Source organism: Streptomyces sp. NPDC033270, assembly GCF_055576575.1.
Genome location: NZ_JBVIRA010000004.1, coordinates 261,753 through 287,193 on the forward strand (window position 1 = coordinate 261,753; position 25,441 = coordinate 287,193).

Below are 25,441 nucleotides of genomic sequence, written 5' to 3' on the forward strand. Positions count from 1 at the left end.
GCAGTACGGTCGGCCCCGAGGGGCCCGTCACTGTTGCCCGCACCCCCACGACTTCCGTGTAGTATGCATGGAACTGGTTGTAGGATGACTGGGCAACCGGGCAGACAGAGGACACAGGGGCACAGGAGCACCCACAGGCAGACGGGCGGGCGGAACGGACATGGCACTGCAGGCGGCAGGACGGCAATCCCTCGTGGACACCGTCGTCGAGGCCCTGCGGTCCCAACTGACCGCCGGGGAGTGGCGGATCGGGGACCGCATCCCCACCGAGCACACGCTCGCCGAGCAGCTCCAGGTCGGCCGCAACACCGTCCGCGAGGCGGTGCGGGTGCTCGTACACGCCGGAATGCTGCGCTCACGGCAGGGCGAAGGAACCTTCGTCGTCTCCACCGCGGATCCGGGCGACATCATGCGCGGCGTCCAACGGGCCGGCATCCGCGACGTACTGGAACTGCGGATCGCCCTGGAGGCGGAGGCCGCCCGGCTCGCCGCGCTGCGGCACCGGCCGGACGACCTGGAGCGGATGCGGGCGGCCCTGGACGCCCAGGCGGACCTGGCCGACGCGGACGGACGGCCCGACTCCGGCAATCTGGAGCTCTACGCCGACCACGACATCGCCTTCCACAAGGCCGTCGTCGAGGCCGCGCACAACACCGCGCTGACGGCGACCTACGGCTGGTTCAGCAGCTCGGTACGGGAGGCGCTGGTCAACGCGCTCGACGACCAGGCGATGCCGAAGATCGTGCACGGTGACCACCGCGCCGTCATGGAGGCGATCGCGGCGGGCGACCCGGAGGTCGCGGAGCGCGCCACCCGCGAGCTGCTGGAGAAACCGAAGCGGGCCGTGGAGGCGCTGCTGGGCGACGGCGAGGGCCACTGAGGCGCCGATCTCCTCGCTCCGGTCTCCGGTCTCCGGTCTCCACTCTCCGCTCTTCCGCGCCCAGTTCCCTCCCTCTTCCCTCTCCTTCCCCCTGCGCTCATCCGACTCCTTCTTCCCTTCCTTCCTTCCTTTCTTCCCTTTCTTCCCTTTCTTCCCTTCCTTCCGGGATTCCTTCGCGGAACACACTCATGGCGAGGTAACGCACGCATGTCAGGGTCCAGGCCCCAAGCACCTTTGATCGACGCCGAGGAGGACCTGGTCGCGACACCGCCCGTCGCCGCCGCCCGCCGGCGGCTGCGGGCCGTCCACCCGGCGCTCGTGCTGGCCGGGATCGTGCTCGCCGCGCTCAACATGCGGGCGGCGCTGGCCGGGGTCTCGCCGCTGCTCGGCGAGATCGGCGCACACTTCCACCTGGCCGCGACCGCCAGCAGCCTGGTGACCACGATCCCGCTGATCTTCATGGGTCTGGGCTCGATCATCGCGCCGAGGCTGGCACGGCGATGGGGCACCGAAGCGACGCTGTGCGCGGCGCTGGTGGCGCTGTGCGGCGGCATCGTGCTGCGGATCGCGCCGCCGGTGGTGGCGCTGTTCGCCGGGTGTGCGGTGGTCGGCTCCTCCATAGCCCTGCTGAACGTGCTGATGCCAGGGCTGATCAAGCGCGACTTCCCCGATCGGGCCGCGGGTATGACGGCGCTGTATTCGACGGCGATGATCCTGGGCGCCACGGTCTCCGCCGCCTCCGCGGTCCCACTGGAGAACGCGCTCGGCAGCTGGCAGGGAGCGCTGGTCTCCTGGTCGCTGCTGGCCGCGGTCGCCGCGGTGGCCTGGATCCCGCAGGCGCTCATGGCCCGCCGTGGCACCCGGCACGGTGCCGCCGCGGCCACGTCCGTACACCAGGCCGAGGCGGGGCCGCGGCTGAGCCGCTCGCCACTGGCCTGGCAGGTCACGCTCTTCATGGGCTCGCAGTCGCTGATCGCGTACGTGGTCATCGCCTGGATGCCGACCGTCTTCACCGACCACGGCATGGGCAAGGGCGAGGCGGGGCTGGTCTTCGCCTTCAGCACGCTGGTGCAGATGGTCGGATCGTTCGTGGTGCCGATGCTCGCGGGACGGATGCGGCGGCAGCGCCTGCTGGGGGTGGCGGTGTCCGCGCTGATGGCCTGTGGCGTCACCGGTCTGCTGCTGGCACCGGTGGCGGGCGCATGGCTGTGGGCCGCCCTTCTGGGCATCGGCCAGGGCGGCGCGCTGGGGCTGGCCCTGACGATGATGGTCCTGCGCTCGGGCGATGCGCACACCGCCGCCCGGCTGTCCGGCATGGCCCAGACGGGCGGCTACCTCCTCGCCGCCGCCGGGCCCCTGGCCCTGGGCGCCGTCCATCAGGCCACCGGCGGCTGGACGGTTCCCCTCGTGCTGCTGTTCGGGGTCTGCGCCGGTCTGGCGCTGCTGGGCATGGGCGCGGGGCGCGACCGCAGGATCGGGGACGCGGGCGGGGCGTAGGGCTGGGGGGCGTACGGCCTAGGGGCGTAGGGCGCAGGGCCCGGTGGGAGCACTTGGGGGGCGCCGGGGCGCTGTGGGCATGCGGGCTCTGTGTGGCCCTGCGGGCACCCACGCGGGCGCCTGAGTGGCCACCTGAGTGGGCACCCCATGACGAGGGAGTGAACGATCTCCGTCGTCGGCAACGATCCGGGGGTGGCCCCCGCCTCGCCGTACGGCCGTGGCCTACCGTGCCCCCATGAGCGACGTTCAGCACACCGCCCGCCGGCCAGGCCCGCGGCTCTCCCGCACCGGCTGGCTCATCGTTGTCGCCGTCCTGGCCGCCCTGACCGTCCTGGCCGTGCTGCTCGTGCCGCGGTTGCTGCGCGGGCCGGGGGGCGAGGAGAAGCTGACCGTGCCGGAGGGGCAGCGGGCCACCCAGGTCTACGCCGCCGTCGACAAGGCGCTGCGTCTGCCCAGCGGCTCCACCGCGAAGGCCGCCAAGAGCGCGAAGCTCCCGCTGCCCGACGCGACACAGGGCAATCCGGAGGGCTACCTCTTCCCGGCGACCTATCCGATCCACGCGGACACCACGCCGGCGTCGCTGCTCTCGTACATGGTCAAGACCGCCAATCAGCGGCTGGCCGCGGACAAGATCACCTCCTACCGCACGGTCGTGATCGCCAGCATCGTGCAGGCCGAGGCCGACCGGCCGGCCGATATGGGCAAGGTCGCCCGGGTCATCGACAACCGGATCGCCCGGCACATGCCACTGCAGATGGATTCGACGATCAACTACGCGCTGGGCCGCAGCACGCTCACCACCAGCCACGCCGACACCAGGACCGACAGCCCGTACAACACCTACAAGCACGAGGGCCTGCCGCCCACCCCGATCGACAACCCCGGGGCGGACGCGCTGAAGGCGGCCGGCGCGCCGCCCGCGGGCGACTGGCTGTACTTCGTCACCGTCAAGCCGGGCGACACCCGCTTCACCGCTGACTACCAGGAGCATCTGCGCAACGTGCGGGAGTTCAACGCCCAGCAGAAGAACGGTGCCGGCGGCGGGGGCGGCGCGTAGGACGGCGTCGGGTCGGGCGCGGCCAGGACAGTGCAGGTGGGGTGGTGGGTCCGGGGCGGTCCGGGGCCGCCGGGGGCGGTCCCGGAGCCTGTCCGGCCGTGATGCGCCGGGCAGGCCCCAAGCGGTGTCCGGCCTCCCCGATCCCACCGGACCGGTCCCACCGGATCGATCGGCTCTATTCCTCTCTACTCCTCGCCCGCCAGGGTCAGTGCCTTCAGCCGGCGGCCCGCGTACCAGGTCGCGAGAACCGTGAGGGCGACCAACAGGCATATTGCAAGGGGCAGTTGGACATCGGAGGTGATCGCGCCCTCCGCGGCCGTGTGCTGGCCGACCGCCAGCGCCCACTGCTGGATGCTGAGGGTCTTCGCGCCCGGGACGAGGGTGCCGACGAGGGCCTCCCAGACCAGGGCGTAGACCAGGCCGAAGACCACGGCGTGCCGGGTGATCGTGCCGAAGAGCAGGAAGAGCGCGCTGTAGGCGACCGAGGCGATGGCCGCCGCTACCGCGTACCCCACCGCTATCTGCTGGCTGTTGCCGTTCAGCAGGAAGCCGGCGAGCAGGACGGGGACTGCGGAGAAGGCGACCGTGACACCTATGGCCACCAGGAGTTTGGTGAGGATGATCGTCGGCCGGGGCACCGGCTTGGCCAGCAGATAGACCACCGAGCCGTCGTCGATCTCCGGTCCGATGGCACCCGTACCGGCGATGACGCCGATCAACGGCACCATCGTGCCCAGCGCGAAGCCGCCCAGGATGCCGCCGGCGGTGGAGTCGTCGGCGCCGGTCAGCGTACGGACGGCCACCGCGATGACCACCAGAAGGGTGGGCAGCGCGAAGAGGATCAGGGCCCGCCGCCGGCCGAGCAGGGCGCGGTAGGTGAGCCGGGCGACGGTCGGGTGGAACAGCGTGGCCCTGGGCCCGGCGGGCGCCGGCCGGGCCGTCGGAGTGGTCGTGGACATGCCTCGGGGCTCCTTTCTGGCCTCAGGCCGCGACGAGGTAGGAGAAGACGGATTCCAGCGATTCATCGGAGGGCGAGACCGTCAGCAGGCGGATGCCGTGGTCCCGGGCGACCCGCGGCAGAAGTTCGGTGAAGCGGCCGAAGTCGACCGCCTGGATGCGCAGCGCACCCTCGGTGAGGTCGACCTCGATGCCGGACGTCGAGGGGTCGGCGATCAGCGCCCCGGCCAGCGCCCGGTCGTTGTCGGACCGGACGAGGTAGCGGTGCGGCCGGTCGGTCATCAGCCGGCGGATCTTGCGGAAGTCGCCGGACGCGGCATGCCGGCCGGCCACCACCACCTCGATGTGCGAGGCGAGTTGCTCGACCTCTTCGAGGATGTGCGAGGAGAACAGGACCGTGCGGCCCTGGTCACCCATCCGCCGCAGCAGCTCCATCAGCTGCATCCGCTGGCGCGGGTCCATGCCGTTGAAGGGCTCGTCGAGCAGCAGCACGGACGGGTCGTGGACGAGCGCGGAGGCCATCTTGACGCGCTGCCGCATGCCCTTGCTGTACGTCGATATCTTGCGGTCCTGGGCGTACTCCATCTCGACGGTGGCCAGCGCCCTGGCCGCCTCCGCCCGGCCGAGGCCGTGCAACTCCGCGTTGGTGACGACGAATTCGCGACCGGTCAGGAAGTCGTACATCGCCTCGCGCTCGGGGACGATGCCGATGTGGCGGTAGATACCGGCGTTGCGCCAGATCGTCGTCCCGTCGAGGGTGACGGAGCCGTTGGAGGGGGCGAGGAATCCGCCCATCATGTTGATGAGGGTGGACTTGCCGGCGCCGTTGGGGCCGAGCAGGCCGGTGACGCCGGGGCCGATGGTCATGGTGATGTCGTTGACGGCTACGACATTGCCGAACCAGCGGGAGACGTGGTCGATGGTGACAGTGCTCATGGGCGCGGCCCATTCCTTCGAGGGGTGGCGGGTGACGGGCGGGCGGTCACAGTCCGGCCTTCCGGTAGCGACGCATCAGCAGGGCATAGCTGCCGGCGATCACGATCAGCGTGACGAGGAGGTAGACGAACCCGGCACCGGTCGTCGGCGCGAGATTGTTGGCAAAGGAGCTGGTGCCGCCGAGGAAGGACGACTGCACCCCGTCGATGAGCGTGATGGGGGAGAACAGCCCCAGCCAGCCGACGGCGGATTCGTTGCCCTGGACGAAGGCGATCTCCTGGACCGCGCTCACGGCACCGTACGGAATGGTGAGGACGGCGATCACGGCGGCGACGCCGAAGCCGCGGCGCGGCGTGAGCGCGGAGATGACCAGGCCTATCCCGGCGAACAGCAGCGAGAGCAGGAGTACGGAGACGAGTCCCTGCGCCAGCCCCTTGGTCTGGTCGAGGAAGTCCATCTTCGCCAGCAGCGCCCCGGCGTAGAGGACCAGCAGCGGCGTCGCGGTGAGGATGAACAGGGCGCTCGCCATGGCCGCGAACTTCGACGCCACATAGTCGCCCCGCTCGATCGGGCGGGAGAAGTACAGCGGTACCGACTTGAAGCGCAGATCGCGGGAGACGGACTGCGGCGCCTGGGAGGCGAGATAGAGGCCGATGACGGCCTGGAGGAAGATGGCGTAGCGGGTGTAGCCGACCGGGAGGCTGGCGGCCTTGGTGAACACCGCCACCGCGACCATGATCGCGGCGGGCAGGCACATCACGGCGAAGAGCAGCATCGGCAGCACCTTGCTCTTGGCCGAACGGCCCAGGCCGTAGGCGCCGCGCAGGCTCTGCGAGAACAGCGACCGGCGGGCGTAGGCACGGCCCAGCCGCGGGCCGTCGTAGTGGCGGTAGCCGATGTTGTGGATATAGGCGCCGCCTGGCGTGGCGGATACCGAGGTCGTGGGCTCAGGCGACATCGTGGGCGCCTCCGTCCTGGGGGGCGTACGGGGCGCTCGGGGCGCCTGTGGTGACGGCTTCGGGGGCGGCGTGCGCCGCGTCCGCGTCGCGGAAGACCTCGGCGATCTGGTGGCGGCGTTGTTCCATCCGGACCAGGCCCAGCCCGAGTCCGGCCACGGTGTCCCGCACCAGGTCGTAGGTCTCCTCGCCGGCCGCCTCGACGAACAGCAGATGGCCGGGGGAGGCGAGTCCCTCGGCACCGGCGCTGCGGGTGGTCACCGCGACCCCGGCGCCGGCCAGTGCGCCGCGCAGGGCCTCGGTGCCGTCCGGGTGGGCGTCGGTGTCCGTGACCTCGACCACCAGCGAGGTCGTGACCTGCGTGAACTCATCGGTGGAGGAGGAGCGCAGCAGCTTGCCGCCGTCGATGACGACGACATGGTCGCAGGTGCGCTCCAGCTCGCCGAGGAGGTGGGAGGTCACCAGGACGGAGATGCCGAAGTCGCTGTGGACGCGTCGGATCAGGCCGAGCATCTCGTCCCGGCCGGCCGGGTCGAGGCCGTTGGTGGGCTCGTCGAGGAAGACCAGCTGCGGGTCGTGGACCAGCGCCTGGGCGAGCTTCACCCGCTGCTTCATACCGGTCGAATAGCCGCCGATGGGGCGGTAGCGCTCCTCGTAGAGGCCGACGTGGCGCAGGGTGTCGGCGGTGCGCTCGCGGGCGGCGGTCGGCGGCAGGCCCGACATCCGGGCCATGTGCACGACGAATTCGGTGGCCGAGACATCCGGCGGCAGGCAGTCGTGCTCGGGCATGTAGCCGACCCGCTCACGAATCGCGCTGCCGTCCTTGGTCACATCCAGGCCGAGGACATGCGCGGTCCCCTCGGTGGCCGGGGCCAGTCCGAGAAGGATCTTGATCAGGGTGGACTTGCCGGCGCCGTTGGCACCCACCAGGCCCGTTACGCCGGGGGCGATGTCAACGGAGAGCCGGTCCAAGGCGGTCACCCGCGGGAACCGCTTGCTCAGGCTTTCGGTCACGATCACAGTCACGTCATCGACGGTAGTGGCGTCCGCCACACCGGTCGTCAACCCAGATGCTGGGATCTGCCTCCCCCTGCGGTATTACGGCCCGTAGGGGATCTCCTGCTTCGAGCGGTCCGGCGTCAGGGTTCACAGGGCGCGGGACCGCCTGCCAGCTGCGGCGCGGGGCGGGGACGGCGTCGGGGGTGGGTCGAGGCCGGGGGAGGGCCGGAGTGGGGCTCGGGCCGGCACCGAGCCGGGGCGGGGTGACTGTCCGCGGTGGGCTGGCGGTGGGCTGGTTCCCTGGTCGGTGCGTGCGCACCCCTTGACGCAGCCGCCGGTCATTGTCACATTCATCAGTGTCAAGTTACGGGCACGTACCGCGATGAACCGCTCACGGACGGACGGTTGGCGATGGCCTCAGTCACCTCAGCGACCTCAGCAGCAGCCGGAGAACTCACCGCTGAGCTAAGGGGGTTCAGAGAGGTCCAGCGGCTCGCCTATGCCTGCGCGGAAGCGGTGGCCGCCCAGCTCAAGCCCGGGGTCACCGAGCGCGCGGCGGCGCGGATGCAGCGCGAATGGCTGCGCGAGCGCGGGGTGCGGGACTGGTTCCATCTGCCGTTCGCCTGGTTCGGCGACCGCACCGCCTTCGTCAACTTCCGCATACCGCTGCAGTTCTTCCCCACCAATCGCGAACTGGAACCGGGGATGGCCTTCATCCTCGACATGGCACCGGTCCACAACGGCTTCACGGCCGACATCGGCTACTCCGGCTGCCTCGGTCTCAACCCCGTGCACGACCGGCTGCTCGCCGACCTCGAAGCCCACCGGGAGCTGATCCTGCGCGAAGTGCGCGAGCGGAGGCCGCTGCGGGAGATCTATGAGGACGTCGACCGGCTGATGGTGCGGCAGGGGTACGCGAACCGCCACCGCGCCTACCCCTTCGGCGTCATCGCGCACAAGATCGACCGGGTGAAGCAGCGCCGCTGGTCCCCCACTCTCTTCGGGTTCGGCGCCCAGTCCCTCAAGGGGCTGGCCTCCGACGCCCTGCACGGCCACCGCGACGGCTGGTCCCCGCTGTGGAGCCCGTACACCTTCTCCGACCACCCGCCGCAGCCGGGGCTGTGGGCGGTCGAACCCCACCTCGGGTTCCGGGGCACGGGCGCGAAGTTCGAGGAGATCCTGGTCGTCACGGACTCCAAGGACCCGCAGGAGAGCGCCTTTTGGCTGGACGACGATCTGCCGCACGTGCGGCGCTGGCAGGAGGAGAAGGCCGCGTGAACACGGGAAGCGAACGGAACAAGGGCCGGGGTCAGGGACAGGTCCGGGGGCAGGAAACGGCGCCAGGGCAGGGATCGGGGCTCACCGGGGCGGTGGAACGCCGGGTGCGCACCGGCGGCGTCGAGCTGTGCGTCGCCGAGCTGGGGGATCCGGCGCAGCCCACGGTGATGCTGGTGCACGGCTACCCGGACAGCAAGGAGGTGTGGTCCGAGGTCGCCCGCGGCTTGGCCGACCGCTTCCATGTGGTGCTCTACGACGTCCGGGGCTGCGGCCGGTCCACCGCCCCGAAGCCGCTGCGCGGCGGTTTCACCCTGGAGAAGCTGACGGACGACTTCCTGGCCGTCGCCGATGCCGTCAGCCCCGACCGGCCGGTCCATCTGGTGGGCCACGACTGGGGCTCCGTGCAGGCCTGGGAGTTCGCCACCGTGCGGCGCACGGAGGGCCGGATCGCCTCCTTCACCTCGATGTCGGGACCTTCCCTGGACCACTTCGGTCACTGGATCAAACAGCGGATGGCGCGCCCCACCCCCCGGCGAGCCGCCCAGCTCCTCAACCAGGGTGCCAAGTCCTGGTACGTCTACCTGCTGCACACCCCCGTGCTGCCCGAGCTGGCCTGGAAGGGGCCACTCGGCAAACGCTGGCCGCGGATCCTGCAGCGGGTGGAGAAGGTACCGGGCGGCGACTACCCCACCGCGTCACTGCCGGCCGACGCGGCCCATGGCGCCTGGCTCTACCGCGACAACGTCCGCGCCCGGCTCCGCCGCCCGCGCACCGACGCCTATGCGCACTGTCCGGTCCAGCTCATCACCCCTACCGGCGACGCGTTCCTCTCCCAGCGGCTCTACGACGACCTGGAGCAGTGGGCGCCCCAGCTGGTACGCCGCACCCTCCCGGCCAAGCACTGGGTGCCCCGCACCCGTCCCGACCAGCTCGTTTCCTGGATCACCGAATTCGTCACCGCCAAGGAAGAGGGTGATCCGACAAGGCAGATCGCCGCGTCGGGCACCTACGCCGACCGGTTCGGCGGGCAGCTGGTGCTGGTGACCGGCGCAGCCAGCGGCATCGGCCGGGCGACGGCGTTCGCCTTCGCGGAGGCCGGCGCACGGATCATCGCCGTCGACCGGGACGCCGAGGGCGCGGCCCGGACCGCCGATATGTCCCGGCTGATCGGGGCCCCGCAGGCCTGGGCGGAGGTGGTCGACGTCGCCGACGAGGCGGCGATGGAGAAGCTCGCCGACAAGGTCGACGCCGAGTACGGCACCGTCGACATCCTGGTGAACAACGCGGGCGTGGGCCTGTCCGGCTCTTTCCTTGAGACCAGCACCGACGATTGGAAGAAGGTGCTGGACGTCAATCTGTGGGGCGTCATCCACGGCTGCCGGATCTTCGGCAGGCGGATGGCGGACCGCGGGCAGGGCGGCCATATCGTCAACACCGCCTCGGCCGCCGCCTTCCAGCCGTCGAAGATGCTGCCCGCGTACAGCACGTCCAAGGCGGCGGTCCTGATGCTCAGCGAGTGTCTGCGCGCCGAGCTGGCCGGCCAGGGCATCGGCGTCTCGGCCATCTGCCCCGGGCTGGTGAACACCGGGATCACCGCCAGCGCCCGTTTCGCCGGTGTCTCGGCCGAGGAGGAGAAGCGCCGCCAGACCAAGGCCGCGCGGATGTACGGGCTGCGCAACTACCCACCGGAGAAGGTCGCCGACGCCATCCTGCGTGCCGTGGTCCGCAACCAGGCGGTGGTGCCGGTCACTCCCGAGGCACGCGGCGCCCATCTGCTGTCCCGCTTCGCCCCGCGTGCCCTGCGCGCCCTCGCCCGCATCGAGCCACGGCTGTAACAGCGGCCCGCCCGGCCCCGCCTCCGGACCCGCGCCCCGCGGGTCCGGAGTCCGGGCCCGGGGCTCGCAGAAGGGTCAAGGCCCCCGAGAACGGACAACTGCGCACGTCAGGAGTCGCGCATGAGGACCGCCTACCCGCAGGAGAGCCAGCACCAGCACCAGCACCAGCACCAGCACCAGCACCAGCACCAGCACCAGCACCACGCGATCATGTCGCGCCCGGTGTCGTGCTCGGTGTCGCGCAACGGGCCGCGTCCCACCCGGCGTGAGCTGGGAGCGGCGATACCGCGGTGTCTGCGGCGGTCGTACCATCCCTCGCAGGAAGGGTCGCTGCGCACGGCCGTCGCCCACCTGGCGTCCTCCCTGGCCGCGCCGGTCGCGGTGGGCCGGTCGGCCGTCTCGTCACGCGCGGCCATCTCGTGAGGAGCACCGCAGTGACCGAGCAGCCGCCGACGGCCGCACCCCGCACCGCCGAATACCGCATCGAGGACCTGGCCCACATCAGCGGCGCCACGGTCCGTACGATCCGCGCCTACCAGGACCGCGGGCTGCTCCCCCGCCCCGAACGCCGCGGCCGCGCCAATGTCTACGGCGATGCCCATCTGGCTCGGCTGCGGCAGATCACCGATCTGCTCGACCGCGGCTACACCCTCGCCAGCATCAAGGAACTCCTCGCGGCCTGGGACGCCGGTCTCGACCTCGGCGGGGTCCTGGGGCTGGTCGCCGAGATCGACGGGCCCTGGACCGACGAGAAGGCATCCCGCATCAGCCGCGCCGATCTGAGCGCCGCCTTCGGGGGCGTCCCCGACGAGGCGGCGGTCGCCGAGGCCGTCGAACTGGGCGTCCTGGAACGTGTCCCCGGCCGGGACGACGAGTTCCTCGTGCCCAGCCCGCAGGAGCTCGCCGTCGCCGCCGAACTGCACTCCGCCGGCGTCCCGCTGCCCGCCATCTCGGGTCATCTTCGGGAGCTGCGCGGCCAGGTGGAGCACATCGCCGCCCGCTTCCTGGACTTCACCACCGAGCATGTCTTCCAGCCGTTCCTGGACCACCCGCCCACCGATGCCGAGGCGGCGGAGGCCGCCGCCCTGGTACGTCGGCTGCGCCCGCTGGCCCAGCAGACCATCGACGCCGAACTCGCCCGTGCCATGCGCACCTTGGCAGCCCGCCATCTGCGCCGTCACCTCAACGGGGCGCTCCTGGAAGCGGAGCGGAGGTCCCCCGGGACGCCCGACGTCCGGTCGGTCGCGGACCCCCGTCCCGCGACCGACTCGGAGGCGGACTCCGAGGCAGTGGTGCTCCCCGCCGAGGCGGTGCGGGCCGTGCGGGCCCTGGTGGGCACGGAGAACACCGCCGCGTTCATCACCGCCGCCGCCCACCGCGAGGTGCAGGCCCGCACCATGGACGCACTGGTCTCCGCCGAGTGCCGCACGGACGCCCCCGAGGCATAGGGCCCCCGGTCGAAGAGAGCCCTGGGCCTGCCCGGCCGGGCAGGAGCGGGCGGACACCTCGGCCTCCCCGTGCCCGTTCTCACCCGCTCTTCAGTTGTCAAGAATCAGTCGGGCGCGGCCGCTCCGCGCCGCCCCAAACCGCTCTCCGTACCGCCTCCATCAACCCACCGCATCCGGAAGCCAGTTGCCATGGAAGCCATAGGGCACACGCTGCGGCAGATGGACCGTGGCGACGGGGTCGGCGGATATGTCCTCGGCGTCGAGCACGACCAGGTCGCTGGTGTCGGTGGTGGCGTCATAGACGTAAGTGATCAGCCAGCCCGGACCTCCCGGACGGTCGTCGGCGGGGGCGAAGACCGCCTCGCCCGGAGTGCGCCCCGCGGCGAAGTCGTGCCGGACAACCGCGCCGGACAGCAGGTCGTAGCGAAGAAGGGCGCCCGGTATCTGCCCGCTCCCGGGACCCTCGGCCGCTATGGCATGGCCGAAGCGAGCCGGCTGCCCGGTGAGTCGGTCGTCGACCCTCGGGAATTCGCAGAACTGGTCGTCGAGCTGTTCCTCGCTGACGGTGCCGGCGGCGAGATCGATCGTCCAGCGCCAGAGGCAGGGAGGGGTTCTGCCCCCGAAGTCGGCATAGCGGGATACATGGAGAACGATGCGGTGATCGCCGTCGTCGTGGGCGTTCAGTGCGTGGAAGACATAGCAGGGGTCGATGGGCAGCCAGCGGACCTCGCCATAGGGGTCGTCGCGACGCAGCACGCCCAGCCGGGCGCCGTACTCCGGATCCCAGCGGTACGGCATGCCGGGGTGGTTGCGGTCATGGACGAGCGGCAGGTCCATGAAGACGACATGCCCCTCGGTCAGATGGAAGTCATGCATCATCGTGTGCCCCGGGACATCGATGGGGCGGCTGATCACCAACTCCCCCGACGCATCGGCACGGTGATAGGTGAGATAGGGCGGGGCGGAGCCGCCATAGCCGAAGAAGTGCAGCTCACCGGTCGTGGGGCAGGTCTTGGGGTGGGCGGTCATCTGCGTGGTGAGCCGACCGTCGAAGTCATGGACGCCGAGGGTCTCCAGCTCATGGCCGGGCCGGCAGTCGATCTCGTAGGGGAACGAGGACTCGACCAGTGCGAGTGTGCGGCCGGCATGGCGGACGATGTGGGTATTGGCCACGCCCGCCGTCAGATCGCGGCGGCCCTGGGCGTCCAGGACGGGCGCACCGTCGGTGAAGGTGGAGGTGCGCACCCAGCGGTTGCGGTAGGAGACCGCCCGGCCGCCCTCCAGGCGCAGTCCGTGGACCATGCCGTCACCGAAGAACCAGTGCGGTGTGGCGGCGTCCCGTGGGTTGGGGCCGTTGCGCAGGAACCAGCCGCTGAGCTCGGGCGGGATCGTGCCCGTGACCGGGAGCTCGTAGGCGGTCAGCTCCTCCTTGACCGGCGCGAAGTTGCCCGCCATGTGCGGTGCGGGGGCGGTGGATTCGGTTGCGGTGGTGGGGGGTGTGGTGGTCATGACGCCAGGCCTTCCTGGATGTCGGTACGCACACTGGACTGCTGCAGGAATCGAGCCCTGGCTCGCTCCGGATAGCTGGAGGTGAAGCGGACGGGAAGCACGAACCCGGCGACCTGGATGACGATCGTGAAGGCCGTGTTCAGCTCGTAGGCGGAGACGACCGCCTGAGCGGTCGCGGTAAGGGTGAAGGACACCGCCCATGCCGCCGTGAGCACCACGTTGATGCGGCGGAAGAGCGGGGTGTGCCAGACCTCCGGCGGGGCCATACGGCGTGCGATCCCCATCGTGAAGGGACGCTGCACAGCGATCGACACCCAGGCGATGAGAGCCAGCCAGCCCATCGAGAGCGAGCTGCCGTACATCTTGAGCCCGCTGTCGGGCTGGGCGAAGGCCAGCACGCTGAGGCCCGCGAAAAAGACGATCGTGCCGTACTCCAGCAGGCGGTAGTCCAACGAGAGGCCGGCCGCGCGGTCGGCTATGAGCAGCACGACCGAAACCACCAGGCCGGCCAGTGCGCCCCACTGCCAGCCGAACGAGCCCACGCCCGCGAAGACCAGCCATGGGATGAAGCCGCGCAAGTAGTTCATGATTCCCCCGATTTCGATCGCGACCGCACGCTTGAAGGTCCGGCCCGCCCACATTCCAACTTCGACATGTCGAATGTAGAAGCTCCACCTTTGACATGTCAAGAGTGGAAGGTAAAGTGCGAACCATGAGCCTGAGACATGCGGTGCTGGGCCTGCTGGCCGAATCCCCGGCGAGCGGCTACGACCTGATGAAGCTGTTCAACGCCTCACTCTCGAACGTCTGGCCGGCCACACAGAGTCAGGTGTACGGCGAGCTCTCCAAGCTCACCACCGCCGGCCTCGTCGAGGTCGCCGCCCACGGCCCCCGTGGCCGCAAGGAGTACGCGATCACCGAGGAGGGCCTGGCGGAGCTGCGCCGCTGGCTCACCGACGTCCCGCCCGGCGGCCCCACGCGCGACGACAGCGTGCTGCGCGTCTTCTTCCTCGGCATCGTCACCCCGCTCGAAGCGCAGGCGTACCTGCTCCAGAAGGCCGAGTTCGCCGCCCGCGCCCACGCCACGTACGAGCAGATCGCTCAGAACACCGACTGGGACGAGGAAATGATCTCGGTGCACGGGCGGATCGTCCTGGAGTACGGCCTGCGGATGACGGCTGCCCTTGAGGAGTGGGCCCGCTGGGCGGCCGAAGAGGTGACCAGCGCACGGGCGACGAAGGCGAGCGAGCTCGCGCGCGGGAGGCACGAGGGGAAGCCGCGCGAGGAAGCCCCCGGGGAGGCGGAGTGACGCCGTTGTCCGGCCGCGAATTCAGGTGCCGTCGTCGCCTCCGCGCGGCACCCTGGGGACATGGACAACCGGCGCTCCGTGCGCATCTCGAAATATCTGGCGAAGCATCTGCGCCATGAACCGGAGCGGATCGGCATCACCCTCGACGCCCAGGGCTGGGTGCCCGTGGAGGAGCTCATAGCGGCGGCCGCGCACCATGGATTCCGTTTCTCCCGGGCGGAGTTGGAGTCGGTGGTGGCCGACAACGACAAGCAGCGCTACGCCATGCAGGACGGCCGGATACGCGCCAGCCAGGGCCATTCCGTGCGGGTGGACCTCGATCTGCCCCCGGCCGTACCACCCCCGTACCTCTTCCACGGCACGGTGGCCCGCAACGTGGCCACCATCCGGGACGAGGGCTGCGACCGATGTCGCGGCACGCCGTCCACCTCTCGCCCGACCGCGAAACCGCGACCCGGGTGGGTGCACGGCGCGGCAAGCCCGTGGTTCTGACCGTGGACGCGGCGGCGATGCACCGGGCCGGCCATGTCTTCCAGGTCAGCGCCAACGGCGTCTGGCTCACCAGCCGCGTACCGGCCCGGTTCCTGCGCTTTCCGGGCTGAGCCCGGTATGCCCCGGCGCGCGGGCGCTCACAGCCCTGGCGCCCCCCACACCGGGAACCATCGCGCCAGGTCCTTCTCGATCGTCAGATCGTCCCCGAGCATCGCCCGCACCTGCAGCTCCAGCGGGTTGTCGCGCTTCTCGCCGCCCTCCTGCTTCGGCGCGAAGGGGTAGAACGTGCCCCGCTTGTAGAGGTAGACCAGCGCCAGCGACCGCTGCCGGGCATCGCGGAAGCCGAGCAGCGAGCACAGCAGCTGCGGCCCGAACCCCGCCTCCTCCAGGGAGGTGTTGACCGCGTGCAGGTCGTTGACCAGGCCCGCCACGTCCTGTGGCGAGTGCCGTACGAGCAGCCACGTATAGCCATAGGAGTCCTGCGAGAACTCCACCGACCCGTCCAGCAGAGCCCGCGCCTCCTCCTGGATACGTGCGAACGCACCGCCCTCGACACTCGCGAAACACACCGACCCCACGCCGGTGGCTTCGAAATCGGCCGCGGCCTGGAGAGTCACCGCGGCCGACGGCAGTGCGAAGAGCTGATCGAGATCGGGGCGTACCGGCTTGCTGCGGCCGAGGATGGCGTCCAGAAATCCCATGCGCGGCTTACTCCTTTCGCTTCCGGCCCGTCACGGCCGACCCAGTTGCGCCGCGATGCGTCCCAGCTGCTCCAGCCGCGCCTCCAGCGTCGGGTGCGAGGACAGCAGCCGGCTGAAGCTCTCCTTGTTGAACGCCGGGGCGAAGTAGAACGCGTTGAACGGCTGGGCCTTGCGCAGGTCTTCGGTCGGGATCCGCGCGATCTGGCCGGTGACCTTCGTGAGCGCGGCGGCCAGCGCCGACGGCCGGCCGGTGAGCAGCGCGGCGGCCCGGTCGGCGGACAGCTCGCGGTAGCGGGACAGCAGCCGGGTCAGCAGGAAGCTGATCGCGTAGACGGCCGCGCTGACGGCGGTGACGATGAGCACGGCGATGGCCGCGTTCTGGTCGCGGTTGTTGCGGCCGACGCCGCTCCACAGGGCGGCCCGGGTGATGATGCCCGCCAGTACGCCGAGGAACGACGCGATGGTCATCACCGCGACATCGCGGTGGGCGACATGGGAGAGCTCGTGCGCCAGCACCCCCTCCAACTCCTCCGGCTCCAGCCGCCGCAACAGCCCCGTCGTGGCACAGACCATGGAGTTCTTCTGATTACGGCCCGTCGCGAACGCGTTCGGCACATCCGACTCGGCGATCGCGACGCGCGGCTTGGGCATATCGGCCAGCGCACACAGCCGGTCGACCGCGCCGTGCAGTTCGGGCGCCTGCTCCGGCGTGACCTCGCGCGCACCCATGCTGAACGCCGCGATCCGGTCGCTGAACCAGAACTGCGCGACGAACAGGCCGCCCGCGAGCAGCAGGACCACCACCCAGGCGCCCTTGAGCAGCACGACCAGCGCGCTGACGACCACGACGTACAGCAGTCCGATGAAGAACATCGTCGTGACCATGCGCGAGGTGAGTCCGCGGTCCGGGGCGAATCGGGTCCGTGCCATGGCTCCTCCACAAACGCCGCGCTTCGCGCAGTGCGCCGACCCGCCGGTGCGCAGCCCCACACTGCACCGTGCCCGCCGCACTGCGCCGTCGTCCCGATTCTCCCTCTTGATGGCTATATAGGGGGTAAAGCCGAGGCCAGAGGCGGTCGGGCGCGTCGGGCCACCCGGAGGGCTCCGACGAGCGCGGCCGCCTACCTGGCGCCCGGCCCGGGACGGCCTACTCGCGCAGCTGCGCCAGGCCCTCCGTGGCGATCCGCTCGAAGACCGCGGTGTCGGCCGCGAAGATCGAGTCGGCGATCGGCCAGTGGATCACCAGCTCGTCGAAGCCCAGCTCGGCATGCCGGCCCGCGAAGTCCACGAAGGCGTCCACGGAGTCCAGCGGACGGTCCGGGGTGAATCCGGTCAGCATGATCTTCTGCAGCTCACCGGCGTCCCTGCCCCCCTCGGCGCAGGCCTTGGCAAGCCGTTCGACCTGCCCTCGGACCGCCTGGAGCGACTCGTCCGACGTACCGCCCCCGTTGGAGACCTTGGGGTCGCCGGTCGTCACCCAGGCCTGGCCGTACCGGGCGGCCAGCTTGAGCCCGCGCGGCCCGGTGGCCGCCACCGCGAACGGCAGCCGGGGCCGCTGCACACAGCCGGGGATGTTGCGCGCCTCGTCCGCGGAGTAGTGCGTGCCCTCGTAGGAGACCGCGTCCTCGGTCAGCAGGCGGTCCAGAAGCAGCACGAACTCGGCGAAGCGGTCCGCCCGTTCCCGCGGCGACCAGGCCTCCTGGCCGAGCGCGGTGGCGTCGAAGCCGTTGCCGCCGGCTCCGACGCCCAGCGTGATCCGGCCGTCGCTGATGTCGTCGAGCGAGATCAGCTCCTTGGCGAGGGTGACCGGGTGCCGGAAGTTCGGCGAGGTGACGAGGGTGCCCAGCCGCATCCGCGAGGTCGCCGCCGCGGCGGCGGTCAGCGTCGGCAGGGCACCGAACCAGGTCTGGTCGCGGAAGGTCCGCCATGAGAGGTGGTCGTAGGTGTAGGCGGCGTGGAAGCCCAGCTCCTCGGCGCGCTGCCACTCCTCCCGCCCGCCTTCGGACCAACGGCGGACGGGAAGTATCACGGTGCTCAGTCGCATGCCCCCGAGCGTACGGCGGCCCGCACGCTCGCAGCGATCCGCCTTCTTCCCCACCCGTACCACCCCCGTTCGCACCCCTCGACCCGGACGTTCCGGGCTCATCCGCGCAACCCACCGCACGCCTGTGCGCAGGGGTACGGGAAGATGGGGCCGTGACTGATGCCCCCGCCACGCCGCCCAGGGCGCCCGGACCAGCCGTTGCGCCCCGGCTGATCGCCACCGACCTCGACGGCACGCTGCTGCATGACGACAAGACGGTCTCCGACCGGACGATCGCCGCGCTCGCCGCCGCCGAGCGGGCCGGTATCGAGGTGTTCTTCGTCACCGGCCGCCCGGCCCGCTGGATGGGCCCGGTCAGCGACCATGTGCACGGTCACGGCCTGGCGATCTGCGCGAACGGCGCCGCCGTGGTCGATCTGCACCGCGGCGGCCGCATCGTCGAGGTCAACCCCCTGGAACGCACGGCCGCGCTCCAGGTCGTGGACGCGCTGCGCAGCGCCGCGCCAGGCACCTCGTTCGCGGTCGAGCGCACCAGCGGCATCCACTACGAGCCGCAGTATCCGCCGCTCCTGCTGGATCCCACCGCGTTCGTCGCGCCGGCGGAGAAGCTGCTGGCCGAGGACTTCGTGGCGCCGCTGGGCGGCACTGACGGCGCCGCCCCCGACTTCCCCGACCAGCCCGTCATCAAGCTGCTCGCGCACCACCCCGAGCTGGAGCCCGACGCCTTCCTGGCGCTGGCCCGTAAGGCCGCGGGCGATCTCGCGTCCTTCACGCGCTCCAGCCCGACCGCCCTGCTGGAGATCAGCGGCTCGGGCGTCAGCAAGGCCGGCACCCTCGCCCACTGCTGCGCGGAGCGCGGCATCACGCCGGACGAGGTCGTCGCCTTCGGGGACATGCCGAACGACATGGAGATGCTGACCTGGGCCGGCACCTCGTACGCCATGGCCAACGCCCACCCGGAGGTACTGGCGGCCACCACGCACCGTACGGCGTCCAACAACGACGACGGCGTCGCGATCGTCATCGAGGAGATCCTGGAACGCGGACACCGGCCCTGACCGAGCACGGGCCGGACGGTTTCACGTGAAACATCCCGCGCGTGCAACGTCCGCCGCGACGAGGTGCGCCCTCACAGCGGCGCCTCCCACGTCACCATCGTCCCCGTTCCGTCCGTGCCGAGCCCTGGCCCGTACGTGCTGGAGCCACCCAGCGATTCCGCGCGCTTGGCGAGGTTCTTCAGGCCGCTGCGGCGGCCGCCGTCCGAAATGCCGATGCCGTCGTCGGCGACGGTCAGACGAACCCCCTCGGCGCCGTCCGGCAGTCTGATCGTCGCGTCGACGACGACCTCGATCCGGGAGGCCTGAGCGTGCCGGAAGGCGTTCGACAGCGCCTCACGCAGCGCGGCGATCAGGTTCTTGCCGGTCAGCTCACCGACCCGCGAGTCGACCGCGCCGACGAAACTGGCCGACGGCTGGAAGCCGAGCGGTACGGCGGCGGTGCCGATCTCCCGCAGCACGCGGGTGCGCAGCCCGGACGGCGCCTCAGCCGGGCCCTGTTGGAGGGCGAAGATCGCGGTCCTGATCTCCTGGATGGTGACGTCCAGCTCGTCGACGGCCTTGCCGACGCCCTGCACCACCTCGGGGACGACGGATCTGCGCTGGGCGCCCTCCAACATCATGCCCGTCGCGAACAGCCGCTGGATGACGAGATCGTGCAGGTCACGGGCGATCCGGTCGCGGTCCTGATAGACCGCGAGGCGCTCACGGTCGCGCTGGGCGTCGGCCAGCACCAGCGCCAGCGCGGCCTGCGCGGCGAACTGGGTGGCCAGCGTCCGCTCGGCGCCGGTGAACGGGCGGGCGCCACGGGACCGCGGGGTGGCCAGCGTGCCGAGCACCCGGCCGCCGCTCTTGAGCGGCAGCATCATGCTCGGCCCGAAGCGGGGTGCGATGGCCGTCACCATGCGCGGGTCGGTGGCCGAGTCGTCCACGAACACCGGTTCCCCGGCGAGGAGTTGTTCGGCCACCGGGCTGTCGGGGGGAATCTGTGTCCCCATGATCCCGGCGGGTTCGTCCGCCGAGACCGCGACGATCTCCAGACCACCCTCGTCGTCGGGCAGCAGCACGATGCCGGCCGCCGAGTCCGCCAGCTTCCGCGCCTGCTCGGCGACCACCGCCAGCGCATCGTCGACGTCGCTGCCGGCGAGAAGTTCGGTGGTCACCGCCACCGAACCGTCGATCCACCGCTCCCGCTGCCGGGTGGCCGCGTGCAGCCGGGCGTTGCCGATCGCGATACCGGCCTCGGTGGCGAGCACCCGCACCATGTGCAGGTCCTCCTGGCTGAACTCCCCGCCGCCGCGCTTCTCCGTCAGATAGAGATTGCCGAAGATCTCGCCCTGGACGCGGACCGGCACCCCCAGGAACGTCCGCATCGGCGGATGGCCCGGCGGGAATCCGGCCGAGCGGGAGTCCTGGGTGAGGTCGGCGAGTCGCAGCGGCTTGGGGTCGTGGATGAGGGCCCCGAGCAGGCCCTTGTGCCCGTCGGGCAGCGCACCGATCCGCTTGTGCTCCTGCGCGGTCACGCCGTACGTCACGAAGTCCGACAGCCCCTCGCGGGCGTCGTCGATGATGCCGATGGCGGCGTAGCGGGCATCGGCGAGCTCGGCGGCGGTCTCCACGATCCGGTCGAGGGTGATGTGCAGGTCGAGACCCGCGCCGACGGTGCGCATCGCCTCCAGCAGCTGCGGCACCCGGGCGGTCAGCTCGGACGACAGCCCCTGCAGGCTGCGGGTGGCCTCGGTGGCGGCGTCCATGGGATCGGGAGCCGGGCTCGCGTCACCGTGTCCGGCGCCCAGGGGGTCCGGGGGTGCGGATCCTGCCGTGGCTGCCATGCTCAAGAGCCTAATAAGGGGACATTTAAGGAGCCATTTCTACGGAGCCGGCCATCGGCAGGGCCGCATCCACCGCCCGCTCGCGCTCCAGCATCCGCCGGAACGGGCCGTCGGCCGCCGCCAGCTCCGCGTATCCCCCGCACTGCACGACGTGTCCGTGATCCAACACCAGCACCTCGTCGACGGCGTCGAGCCCGGTGAGCCGGTGGGTGATCAGCACCGTCGTACGGCCCTCGGTCGCGGCCAGCAGATCGGCGGTCAGCGCATCGGCGGTGGCCAGATCCAGATGCTCGGCGGGCTCGTCCAGAACCAGCACCGGGAAGTCCGCGAGCAGCGCACGGGCCAGGGCCAGCCGCTGCCGCTGGCCACCGGACAGCCGGGCGCCGTGCTCCCCGACCATGGTGTCCAGGCCGTCGGGCAGCCCGCGCACCCAGTCGGCGAGCCGCGCCCGGCCCAGGGCGTCCCAAAGATCCTGGTCATCGGCATCGCCCGGGTCCGCGCGGCGGTCCCGGCGGGCGAGCCTGAGGTTCTCCCGCAGCGAGCTGTCGAAGAGGTGCGCGTCCTGCGCGCACAGCCCCACCAGCCGCCGTACCGCGTCGCCGTCCAGCGTCCGGGCGTCCGTCCCGCCCAATGTGTACGCCCCCGACTCGGGGTCCAGGAAGCGCAGCAGCACCTGCGCCAGCGTGGTCTTGCCGGAACCGGACGGACCGACGACGGCGACCCGGCGGCCGGCCGTCAGGGTGAGGCCGACCCCGTCCAGCGCCGGCCGGGCCGAGCCGCCGTGGCGCGCGGTCAGATCCCGTACGACCAGCGGGAACGGCGTCTCGGGAGCCGCCGCGGGCGCGATCGGCTCGTGCACCGGCGCAGGGGCGTCCAGCACCTCGAAGACCCGCTCCGCGGCGTGCCGGGTGCGCTGCCGGTACTGCACCGCCAGCGGCAGCCCGGTCACCGCCTCGAACGCGGCGAGTGGGGTGAGCACGACAACCGCCAGCGCCACCCCGTCCAGTCGGCCCGCGTGCACGGCCTGGACGCCGACGACCGCGGCGGCGGCGACCGTCAGCCCGCACAGCAGCGCCGACAGCCCGGCACCGGCCCCGGCCACGGCGGCCGAGCGGGAGGCGATCCGGGTCAGCTCACGGTCCGCGCGCCGCACCGATTCCGTACGGGCCCTGAGCGCGCCGGCCACCGTCAACTCGGCGGTCCCGGTGAGCACCTCGACGACCCGGGTGGCGAGCCGGCCGCGAGCCGGCGCCAGCTGGCGCTCCGCCCGCCGGGCCAGCGCGCCCGAGAGCAGCGGCACCCCCGCACCCGCGAGCAGCAGCCCGACGGCGAGGACCGCCCCCGCCTCCGGCAGCAGCCAGCCGGTGAAGCCGACGGCGCCCGCGCCGACCACCATCGCCGCCCCGACGGGCAGCAGCCACCGCAGGAAGTAGTCCTGCACCGCGTCGACATCGGCGACCAGTCGCGACAGCAGATCGCCGCGGGTGCGCTCCTTGAGCCCGGCCGGCGCCAGTCGCTCCAGCCGCTGAAAAACGGCGACGCGTACGTCGGCGAGCATCCGGAACACCGCGTCATGGGCGACCAGCCGCTCGGCGTACCGGAAGACCGCGCGCCCGATGCCGAACGCCCTGGTCGCGGTCACCGCCACCATCAGATACAGCACCGGCGGCTGCTGCGCGGCCCGCGAGATCAGCCACCCGGAGGTCGCCATCAGGCCCACCGCGCTGCCCAGTGCGAGGCTGCCCAGCAGCAGCGCCAGCCCGAACCGCGCCCGGCGGGCACGCGCCATCCGGCGCAGACGGGTGAGCGCGCCACCGTGGGCGGCGTCCGCCCCGGCCTCGCCCGCGTACGCGGGATCGGCGGTCCCGCCCGGGGCCGCGGCGGAGTCCGAGCCCCGGTCGCGGGCCGTGACCGCGCCCGTCACCGGTCCCGGCTCCGCGGCGGCTGCCGGATCGGGCAACCGCACGACCCGGTCCGCCACCGCCAGCAGCGCGGGCCGGTGGACCACGAGCAGCACCGTACGGCCGACCGCGAGCCGGCGGACCGCGGCGACGATCGCCTCCTCCGTCTCGCCGTCCAGGTTCGCAGTGGGCTCGTCCAGGAGCAGGATCGGGCGGTCGGCGAGGAAGGCCCGGGCGAGCGCGAGGCGCTGGCGCTGACCGGCGGAGAGTCCGGCGCCGGACTCTCCGAGCCGGGTCGCTGTGCCGTCTGGCAGCGCGTCGACGAAGTCCAGCGCCCCGGCGTCGGCGAGCGCGGTGCGTACCGCGGCGTCGTCCGCGTCCGGCCGCGCCAGCCGTACGTTCTCGGCGATCGAGCCGGCGAACAGATGCGGGTGCTGCGGAACCCAGGCGATCCGCCGCCGCCAGCTGTCGGGGGCGAGGGAGGCGATGTCCTGGCCGTCGACCAGGGCCCGGCCCTCGGACGGCTCGGTGAAGCCGAGCAGCACGCTCAGCAGCGTGGTCTTGCCGGCGCCGGAGGGGCCGACCAGCGCGACGGTCTCGCCCGTGCGGACCTCGAACGAGGTCGCGGGAAGGGAGTCGGCGGCCCGCCCGGGGTGGCGGACCACCAGCTCCTCGACGGCGAGGGCGGTGCCCCGAGGGGCGGGCGCGGTGCCGGGCACCGGCAGCGGCGTCTGAAGCACCTCGAAGATCTCCTCGGCGGCCGCGAGCCCCTCGGCCGCGGCGTGGTACTGCGCGCCCACCTGCCGCAGCGGCAGATACGCCTCGGGCGCCAGCACCAGCACCATCAGCCCGGTGTAGAGGTCGAGCTCGCCGTGCACCAGCCGCATCCCGATACCGACCGCGACCAGCGCGACCGAGATCGTGGCGAGCAGCTCCAGCGCGAAGGAGGAGAGAAAGGCGATCCGCAGGGTGCGCAGGGTCGCGCGGCGGTACTCGCTGGTGATGGTGCGGATGGCGGCGGCCTGGGCCTTGGCCCGGCCGAAGACCTTGAGGGTGGGCAGGCCCTCGACGACGTCGAGGAAGTGCCCGGAGAGCCGGGCGAGCAGCCGCCACTGGCGGTCCATCCGGGCTTGGGTGGCCCAGCCGATCAAGATCATGAACAGCGGGATCAACGGGAGGGTGAGGACGATCGTCAGTGCCGAGACCCAGTCGCCGGTGACGATCCGGGCGAGCACCGCGACGGGAACGACGACCGCCAATCCCAGCTGCGGCAGATAGCGCGAGAAGTAGTCGTCCAGGGCGTCGATACCGCGGGTGGCGAGGGTGGTGAGCTCGCCGGTGCGCAGCTCGGTGGCGCCGGCACGGGACGTGGCGGACGCGTCGGGCCCGAGCTGCGCCGCCCGCTCGACCAGCCGCATCCGCAGCTCGGACTTCACCGCCGCGCTGGCGCGGTGCGCGGCCAGCTCGGTGAGCCAGGAGATCAGGCCGCGTCCGACGGAGACCGCGGCGAGCAGCGCCAGTGGTGTGGTCAGGCCGCCGAGATCGAGGTCGTGCTGGAAGGCGCCGACCACGATCTCGGCGATCAGCATCGCCTGGCCGACGACCAGGCCCGCTCCGGCAAGCCCGAGTACCACCACCGCGACAAGGAAGCCGCGGGTGGCGCGGGCGTATCGAAGCAGACGCGGGTCGACGGGTTTCACGTGAAACATTCCATCCTGCCGAGGCCGCCCGAGCAGCGGCCGCTCAGCTAGTGGGCATCGGCGATGTGCTGGGTGCCGATTCGCTTGCGGAACACCCAGTACGTCCACCCCTGGTAGAGCATCACGAGGGGCGCGGCGATCACCGCACACCAGGTCATGATCTTCAGGGTGTAGGGACTGGACGAGGCATTGCTGACCGTGAGACTCCAGCTCTCGTTCAGCGTCGACGGCATGACGTTCGGGAAGAGCGTCAGGAACAGCATCGCGACCGCCGCCGCGATGGTGACGCCGGAGAAGGCGAAGGCCCAGCCCTCGCGCCCGAGCTTGTTGGCCCCGAGCGCCGCGACCAGGGCGACCACCGCGACGATCATCGCGATCAGGCTGCTGCCATCGCCCTTGTCGGCCTGGGTCCAGCTCAGGAAGCCGACCGCGAGCACGGCGGCGATCAGTCCGAGGACGGTCGCGGTCCTGCGCGCTCGCTCCCGGATGTCACCGACCGTCTTGAGCGAGGCGAAGACCGCGCCGTGGAAGGTGAACAGCGTCAGCGTGACCAGGCCGCCGAGGAGCGCATACGGGTTGAGCAGGTCGAGAAGGCTTCCGACGTACTCCTTGTGCGCATCGATCTTCACACCGCGCACGATGTTGCCGAACGCGACACCCCACAGCACCGCGGGCAGCAGCGAGGTCCAGAAGATCGCCTGCTCCCAGTTGCGCTGCCAGCGCTCCTCGTTCCGCTTGGCGCGGTACTCGAAGGCGACCCCGCGCACGATCAGGCAGACGAGGATGGCCAGCAGCGGGAGGTAGAAGCCGGAGAACAGGGTGGCGTACCACTCGGGGAAGGCGGCGAAGGTCGCACCGGCCGCGGAGAGCAGCCAGACCTCGTTGCCGTCCCAGACCGGCCCGATGGTGTTGATCAGTACGCGCTTCTCGCGGCGGTCGCGGGCGAGGAGCTTGGTCAGGACGCCGATCCCGAAGTCGAACCCTTCGAGGAAGAAGTACCCGGTCCACAGGAAGGCGATAAGGACGAACCAGACGTCGTGGAGTTGCACAGTCGC

At 71.4% G+C, this 25,441-nt stretch carries 20 protein-coding genes and 2 pseudogenes; 10 read left to right on the top strand and 12 right to left on the bottom strand.

From position 1 onward, the window contains the following. Positions 1 to 160 precede the first annotated feature (160 nt). The 3 genes from ACZ5XZ_RS09355 to mltG all read left to right on the top strand — a co-directional run bounded on the left by ACZ5XZ_RS09355 (position 161) and on the right by mltG (position 3,434). Positions 161 to 880: a FadR/GntR family transcriptional regulator gene (locus tag ACZ5XZ_RS09355; protein ID WP_468975724.1), complete on the top strand. Its 720-nt coding sequence runs from the start codon at positions 161 to 163 to the stop codon at positions 878 to 880. Between the two features lie 207 nt (positions 881 to 1,087). Beyond that, complete coding sequence (locus tag ACZ5XZ_RS09360; RefSeq protein ID WP_468975727.1) at positions 1,088 to 2,377, top strand: CynX/NimT family MFS transporter; 1,290 nt, start codon at positions 1,088 to 1,090, stop codon at positions 2,375 to 2,377. A 235-nt stretch (positions 2,378 to 2,612) separates the two neighbouring features. Beyond that, the gene (gene mltG, locus ACZ5XZ_RS09365) at positions 2,613 to 3,434 is read left to right on the top strand and encodes an endolytic transglycosylase MltG (protein ID WP_468975729.1); all 822 of its coding nucleotides are present in this window, start codon (positions 2,613 to 2,615) and stop codon (positions 3,432 to 3,434) included. Between the two features lie 185 nt (positions 3,435 to 3,619). Here the strand turns inward: mltG and ACZ5XZ_RS09370 are convergent, their stop codons facing one another. From ACZ5XZ_RS09370 to ACZ5XZ_RS09385, 4 genes are read right to left on the bottom strand one after another with little or no spacing between them, the layout of a single operon-like run. Beyond that, the gene (locus ACZ5XZ_RS09370) at positions 3,620 to 4,393 is read right to left on the bottom strand and encodes an ABC transporter permease subunit (protein WP_468975732.1); all 774 of its coding nucleotides are present in this window, start codon (positions 4,391 to 4,393) and stop codon (positions 3,620 to 3,622) included. Between the two features lie 22 nt (positions 4,394 to 4,415). Continuing rightward, positions 4,416 to 5,327 carry an ABC transporter ATP-binding protein gene (locus ACZ5XZ_RS09375; protein ID WP_468975734.1) on the bottom strand — a complete coding sequence of 304 codons (912 nt, stop codon included), beginning with the start codon at positions 5,325 to 5,327 and terminating at the stop codon, positions 4,416 to 4,418. Between the two features lie 46 nt (positions 5,328 to 5,373). Then, positions 5,374 to 6,285 carry an ABC transporter permease gene (locus tag ACZ5XZ_RS09380; protein WP_468975737.1) on the bottom strand — a complete coding sequence of 304 codons (912 nt, stop codon included), beginning with the start codon at positions 6,283 to 6,285 and terminating at the stop codon, positions 5,374 to 5,376. Next, positions 6,275 to 7,336 carry an ABC transporter ATP-binding protein gene (locus ACZ5XZ_RS09385; RefSeq protein WP_468975739.1) on the bottom strand — a complete coding sequence of 354 codons (1,062 nt, stop codon included), beginning with the start codon at positions 7,334 to 7,336 and terminating at the stop codon, positions 6,275 to 6,277. The genes ACZ5XZ_RS09380 and ACZ5XZ_RS09385 overlap by 11 nt, the downstream gene beginning before the upstream one ends. Before the next feature lie 357 nt (positions 7,337 to 7,693). Here ACZ5XZ_RS09385 and ACZ5XZ_RS09390 point away from each other — a divergent pair, with 357 nt between their 5' ends. The 4 genes and pseudogenes from ACZ5XZ_RS09390 to ACZ5XZ_RS09405 all read left to right on the top strand — a co-directional run bounded on the left by ACZ5XZ_RS09390 (position 7,694) and on the right by ACZ5XZ_RS09405 (position 11,843). Beyond that, positions 7,694 to 8,560 carry a M24 family metallopeptidase gene (locus ACZ5XZ_RS09390; RefSeq protein ID WP_468975742.1) on the top strand — a complete coding sequence of 289 codons (867 nt, stop codon included), beginning with the start codon at positions 7,694 to 7,696 and terminating at the stop codon, positions 8,558 to 8,560. Positions 8,561 to 8,652: 92 nt separating this feature from the next. Beyond that, positions 8,653 to 10,395, top strand: a complete 1,743-nt coding sequence (locus ACZ5XZ_RS09395) for an SDR family oxidoreductase (protein WP_468975977.1) — start codon at positions 8,653 to 8,655, stop codon at positions 10,393 to 10,395. A gap of 240 nt (positions 10,396 to 10,635) precedes the next feature. Further along, positions 10,636 to 10,818 (top strand): annotated as a pseudogene (locus ACZ5XZ_RS09400) (metal-dependent hydrolase); the annotation flags it as partial. Between the two features lie 11 nt (positions 10,819 to 10,829). Further along, entirely contained in the window at positions 10,830 to 11,843 is a 1,014-nt protein-coding gene (locus ACZ5XZ_RS09405; RefSeq protein ID WP_468975744.1) for a MerR family transcriptional regulator, read from the top strand. Positions 11,844 to 12,002: 159 nt separating this feature from the next. Here the strand turns inward: ACZ5XZ_RS09405 and ACZ5XZ_RS09410 are convergent, their stop codons facing one another. Then, a complete protein-coding gene (locus tag ACZ5XZ_RS09410) occupies positions 12,003 to 13,352 on the bottom strand; it encodes a carotenoid oxygenase family protein (RefSeq protein WP_468975747.1) in 1,350 nt (449 codons plus the stop codon). Continuing rightward, the gene (locus ACZ5XZ_RS09415; RefSeq protein WP_468975749.1) at positions 13,349 to 13,939 is read right to left on the bottom strand and encodes a hypothetical protein; all 591 of its coding nucleotides are present in this window, start codon (positions 13,937 to 13,939) and stop codon (positions 13,349 to 13,351) included. Before ACZ5XZ_RS09415 ends, ACZ5XZ_RS09410 begins: the two co-directional genes overlap by 4 nt. Before the next feature lie 125 nt (positions 13,940 to 14,064). On the opposite strand from ACZ5XZ_RS09415, the gene ACZ5XZ_RS09420 reads away from it, so the two are divergent. Together ACZ5XZ_RS09420 and ACZ5XZ_RS09425 are read left to right on the top strand one after the other, a co-directional pair. Beyond that, positions 14,065 to 14,661 carry a PadR family transcriptional regulator gene (locus ACZ5XZ_RS09420; RefSeq protein WP_468975752.1) on the top strand — a complete coding sequence of 199 codons (597 nt, stop codon included), beginning with the start codon at positions 14,065 to 14,067 and terminating at the stop codon, positions 14,659 to 14,661. A 60-nt stretch (positions 14,662 to 14,721) separates the two neighbouring features. Continuing rightward, positions 14,722 to 15,263 (top strand): annotated as a pseudogene (locus ACZ5XZ_RS09425) (RNA 2'-phosphotransferase). Between the two features lie 27 nt (positions 15,264 to 15,290). Here the strand turns inward: ACZ5XZ_RS09425 and pspAB are convergent. From pspAB to ACZ5XZ_RS09440, 3 genes are all read right to left on the bottom strand, one after another. Then, positions 15,291 to 15,854 carry a PspA-associated protein PspAB gene (gene pspAB / locus ACZ5XZ_RS09430; protein WP_468975754.1) on the bottom strand — a complete coding sequence of 188 codons (564 nt, stop codon included), beginning with the start codon at positions 15,852 to 15,854 and terminating at the stop codon, positions 15,291 to 15,293. A 30-nt stretch (positions 15,855 to 15,884) separates the two neighbouring features. Next, the gene (gene htpX, locus ACZ5XZ_RS09435; protein ID WP_468975756.1) at positions 15,885 to 16,784 is read right to left on the bottom strand and encodes a zinc metalloprotease HtpX; all 900 of its coding nucleotides are present in this window, start codon (positions 16,782 to 16,784) and stop codon (positions 15,885 to 15,887) included. A 217-nt stretch (positions 16,785 to 17,001) separates the two neighbouring features. Further along, a complete protein-coding gene (locus ACZ5XZ_RS09440) occupies positions 17,002 to 17,898 on the bottom strand; it encodes an LLM class flavin-dependent oxidoreductase (protein WP_468975759.1) in 897 nt (298 codons plus the stop codon). A 152-nt stretch (positions 17,899 to 18,050) separates the two neighbouring features. Here ACZ5XZ_RS09440 and ACZ5XZ_RS09445 point away from each other — a divergent pair, with 152 nt between their 5' ends. Continuing rightward, entirely contained in the window at positions 18,051 to 18,956 is a 906-nt protein-coding gene (locus tag ACZ5XZ_RS09445) for a Cof-type HAD-IIB family hydrolase (protein ID WP_468975761.1), read from the top strand. Positions 18,957 to 19,027: 71 nt separating this feature from the next. Here the strand turns inward: ACZ5XZ_RS09445 and ACZ5XZ_RS09450 are convergent, their stop codons facing one another. The 3 genes from ACZ5XZ_RS09450 to cydB all read right to left on the bottom strand — a co-directional run bounded on the left by ACZ5XZ_RS09450 (position 19,028) and on the right by cydB (position 25,435). Further along, the gene (locus tag ACZ5XZ_RS09450) at positions 19,028 to 20,707 is read right to left on the bottom strand and encodes a GAF domain-containing sensor histidine kinase (RefSeq protein ID WP_468975980.1); all 1,680 of its coding nucleotides are present in this window, start codon (positions 20,705 to 20,707) and stop codon (positions 19,028 to 19,030) included. 103 nt (positions 20,708 to 20,810) lie between these two features. After that, a complete protein-coding gene (cydD, locus tag ACZ5XZ_RS09455; RefSeq protein ID WP_468975764.1) occupies positions 20,811 to 24,395 on the bottom strand; it encodes a thiol reductant ABC exporter subunit CydD in 3,585 nt (1,194 codons plus the stop codon). A gap of 38 nt (positions 24,396 to 24,433) precedes the next feature. Continuing rightward, complete coding sequence (gene cydB / locus ACZ5XZ_RS09460) at positions 24,434 to 25,435, bottom strand: cytochrome d ubiquinol oxidase subunit II (RefSeq protein WP_468975767.1); 1,002 nt, start codon at positions 25,433 to 25,435, stop codon at positions 24,434 to 24,436. Positions 25,436 to 25,441: the final 6 nt, after the last annotated feature.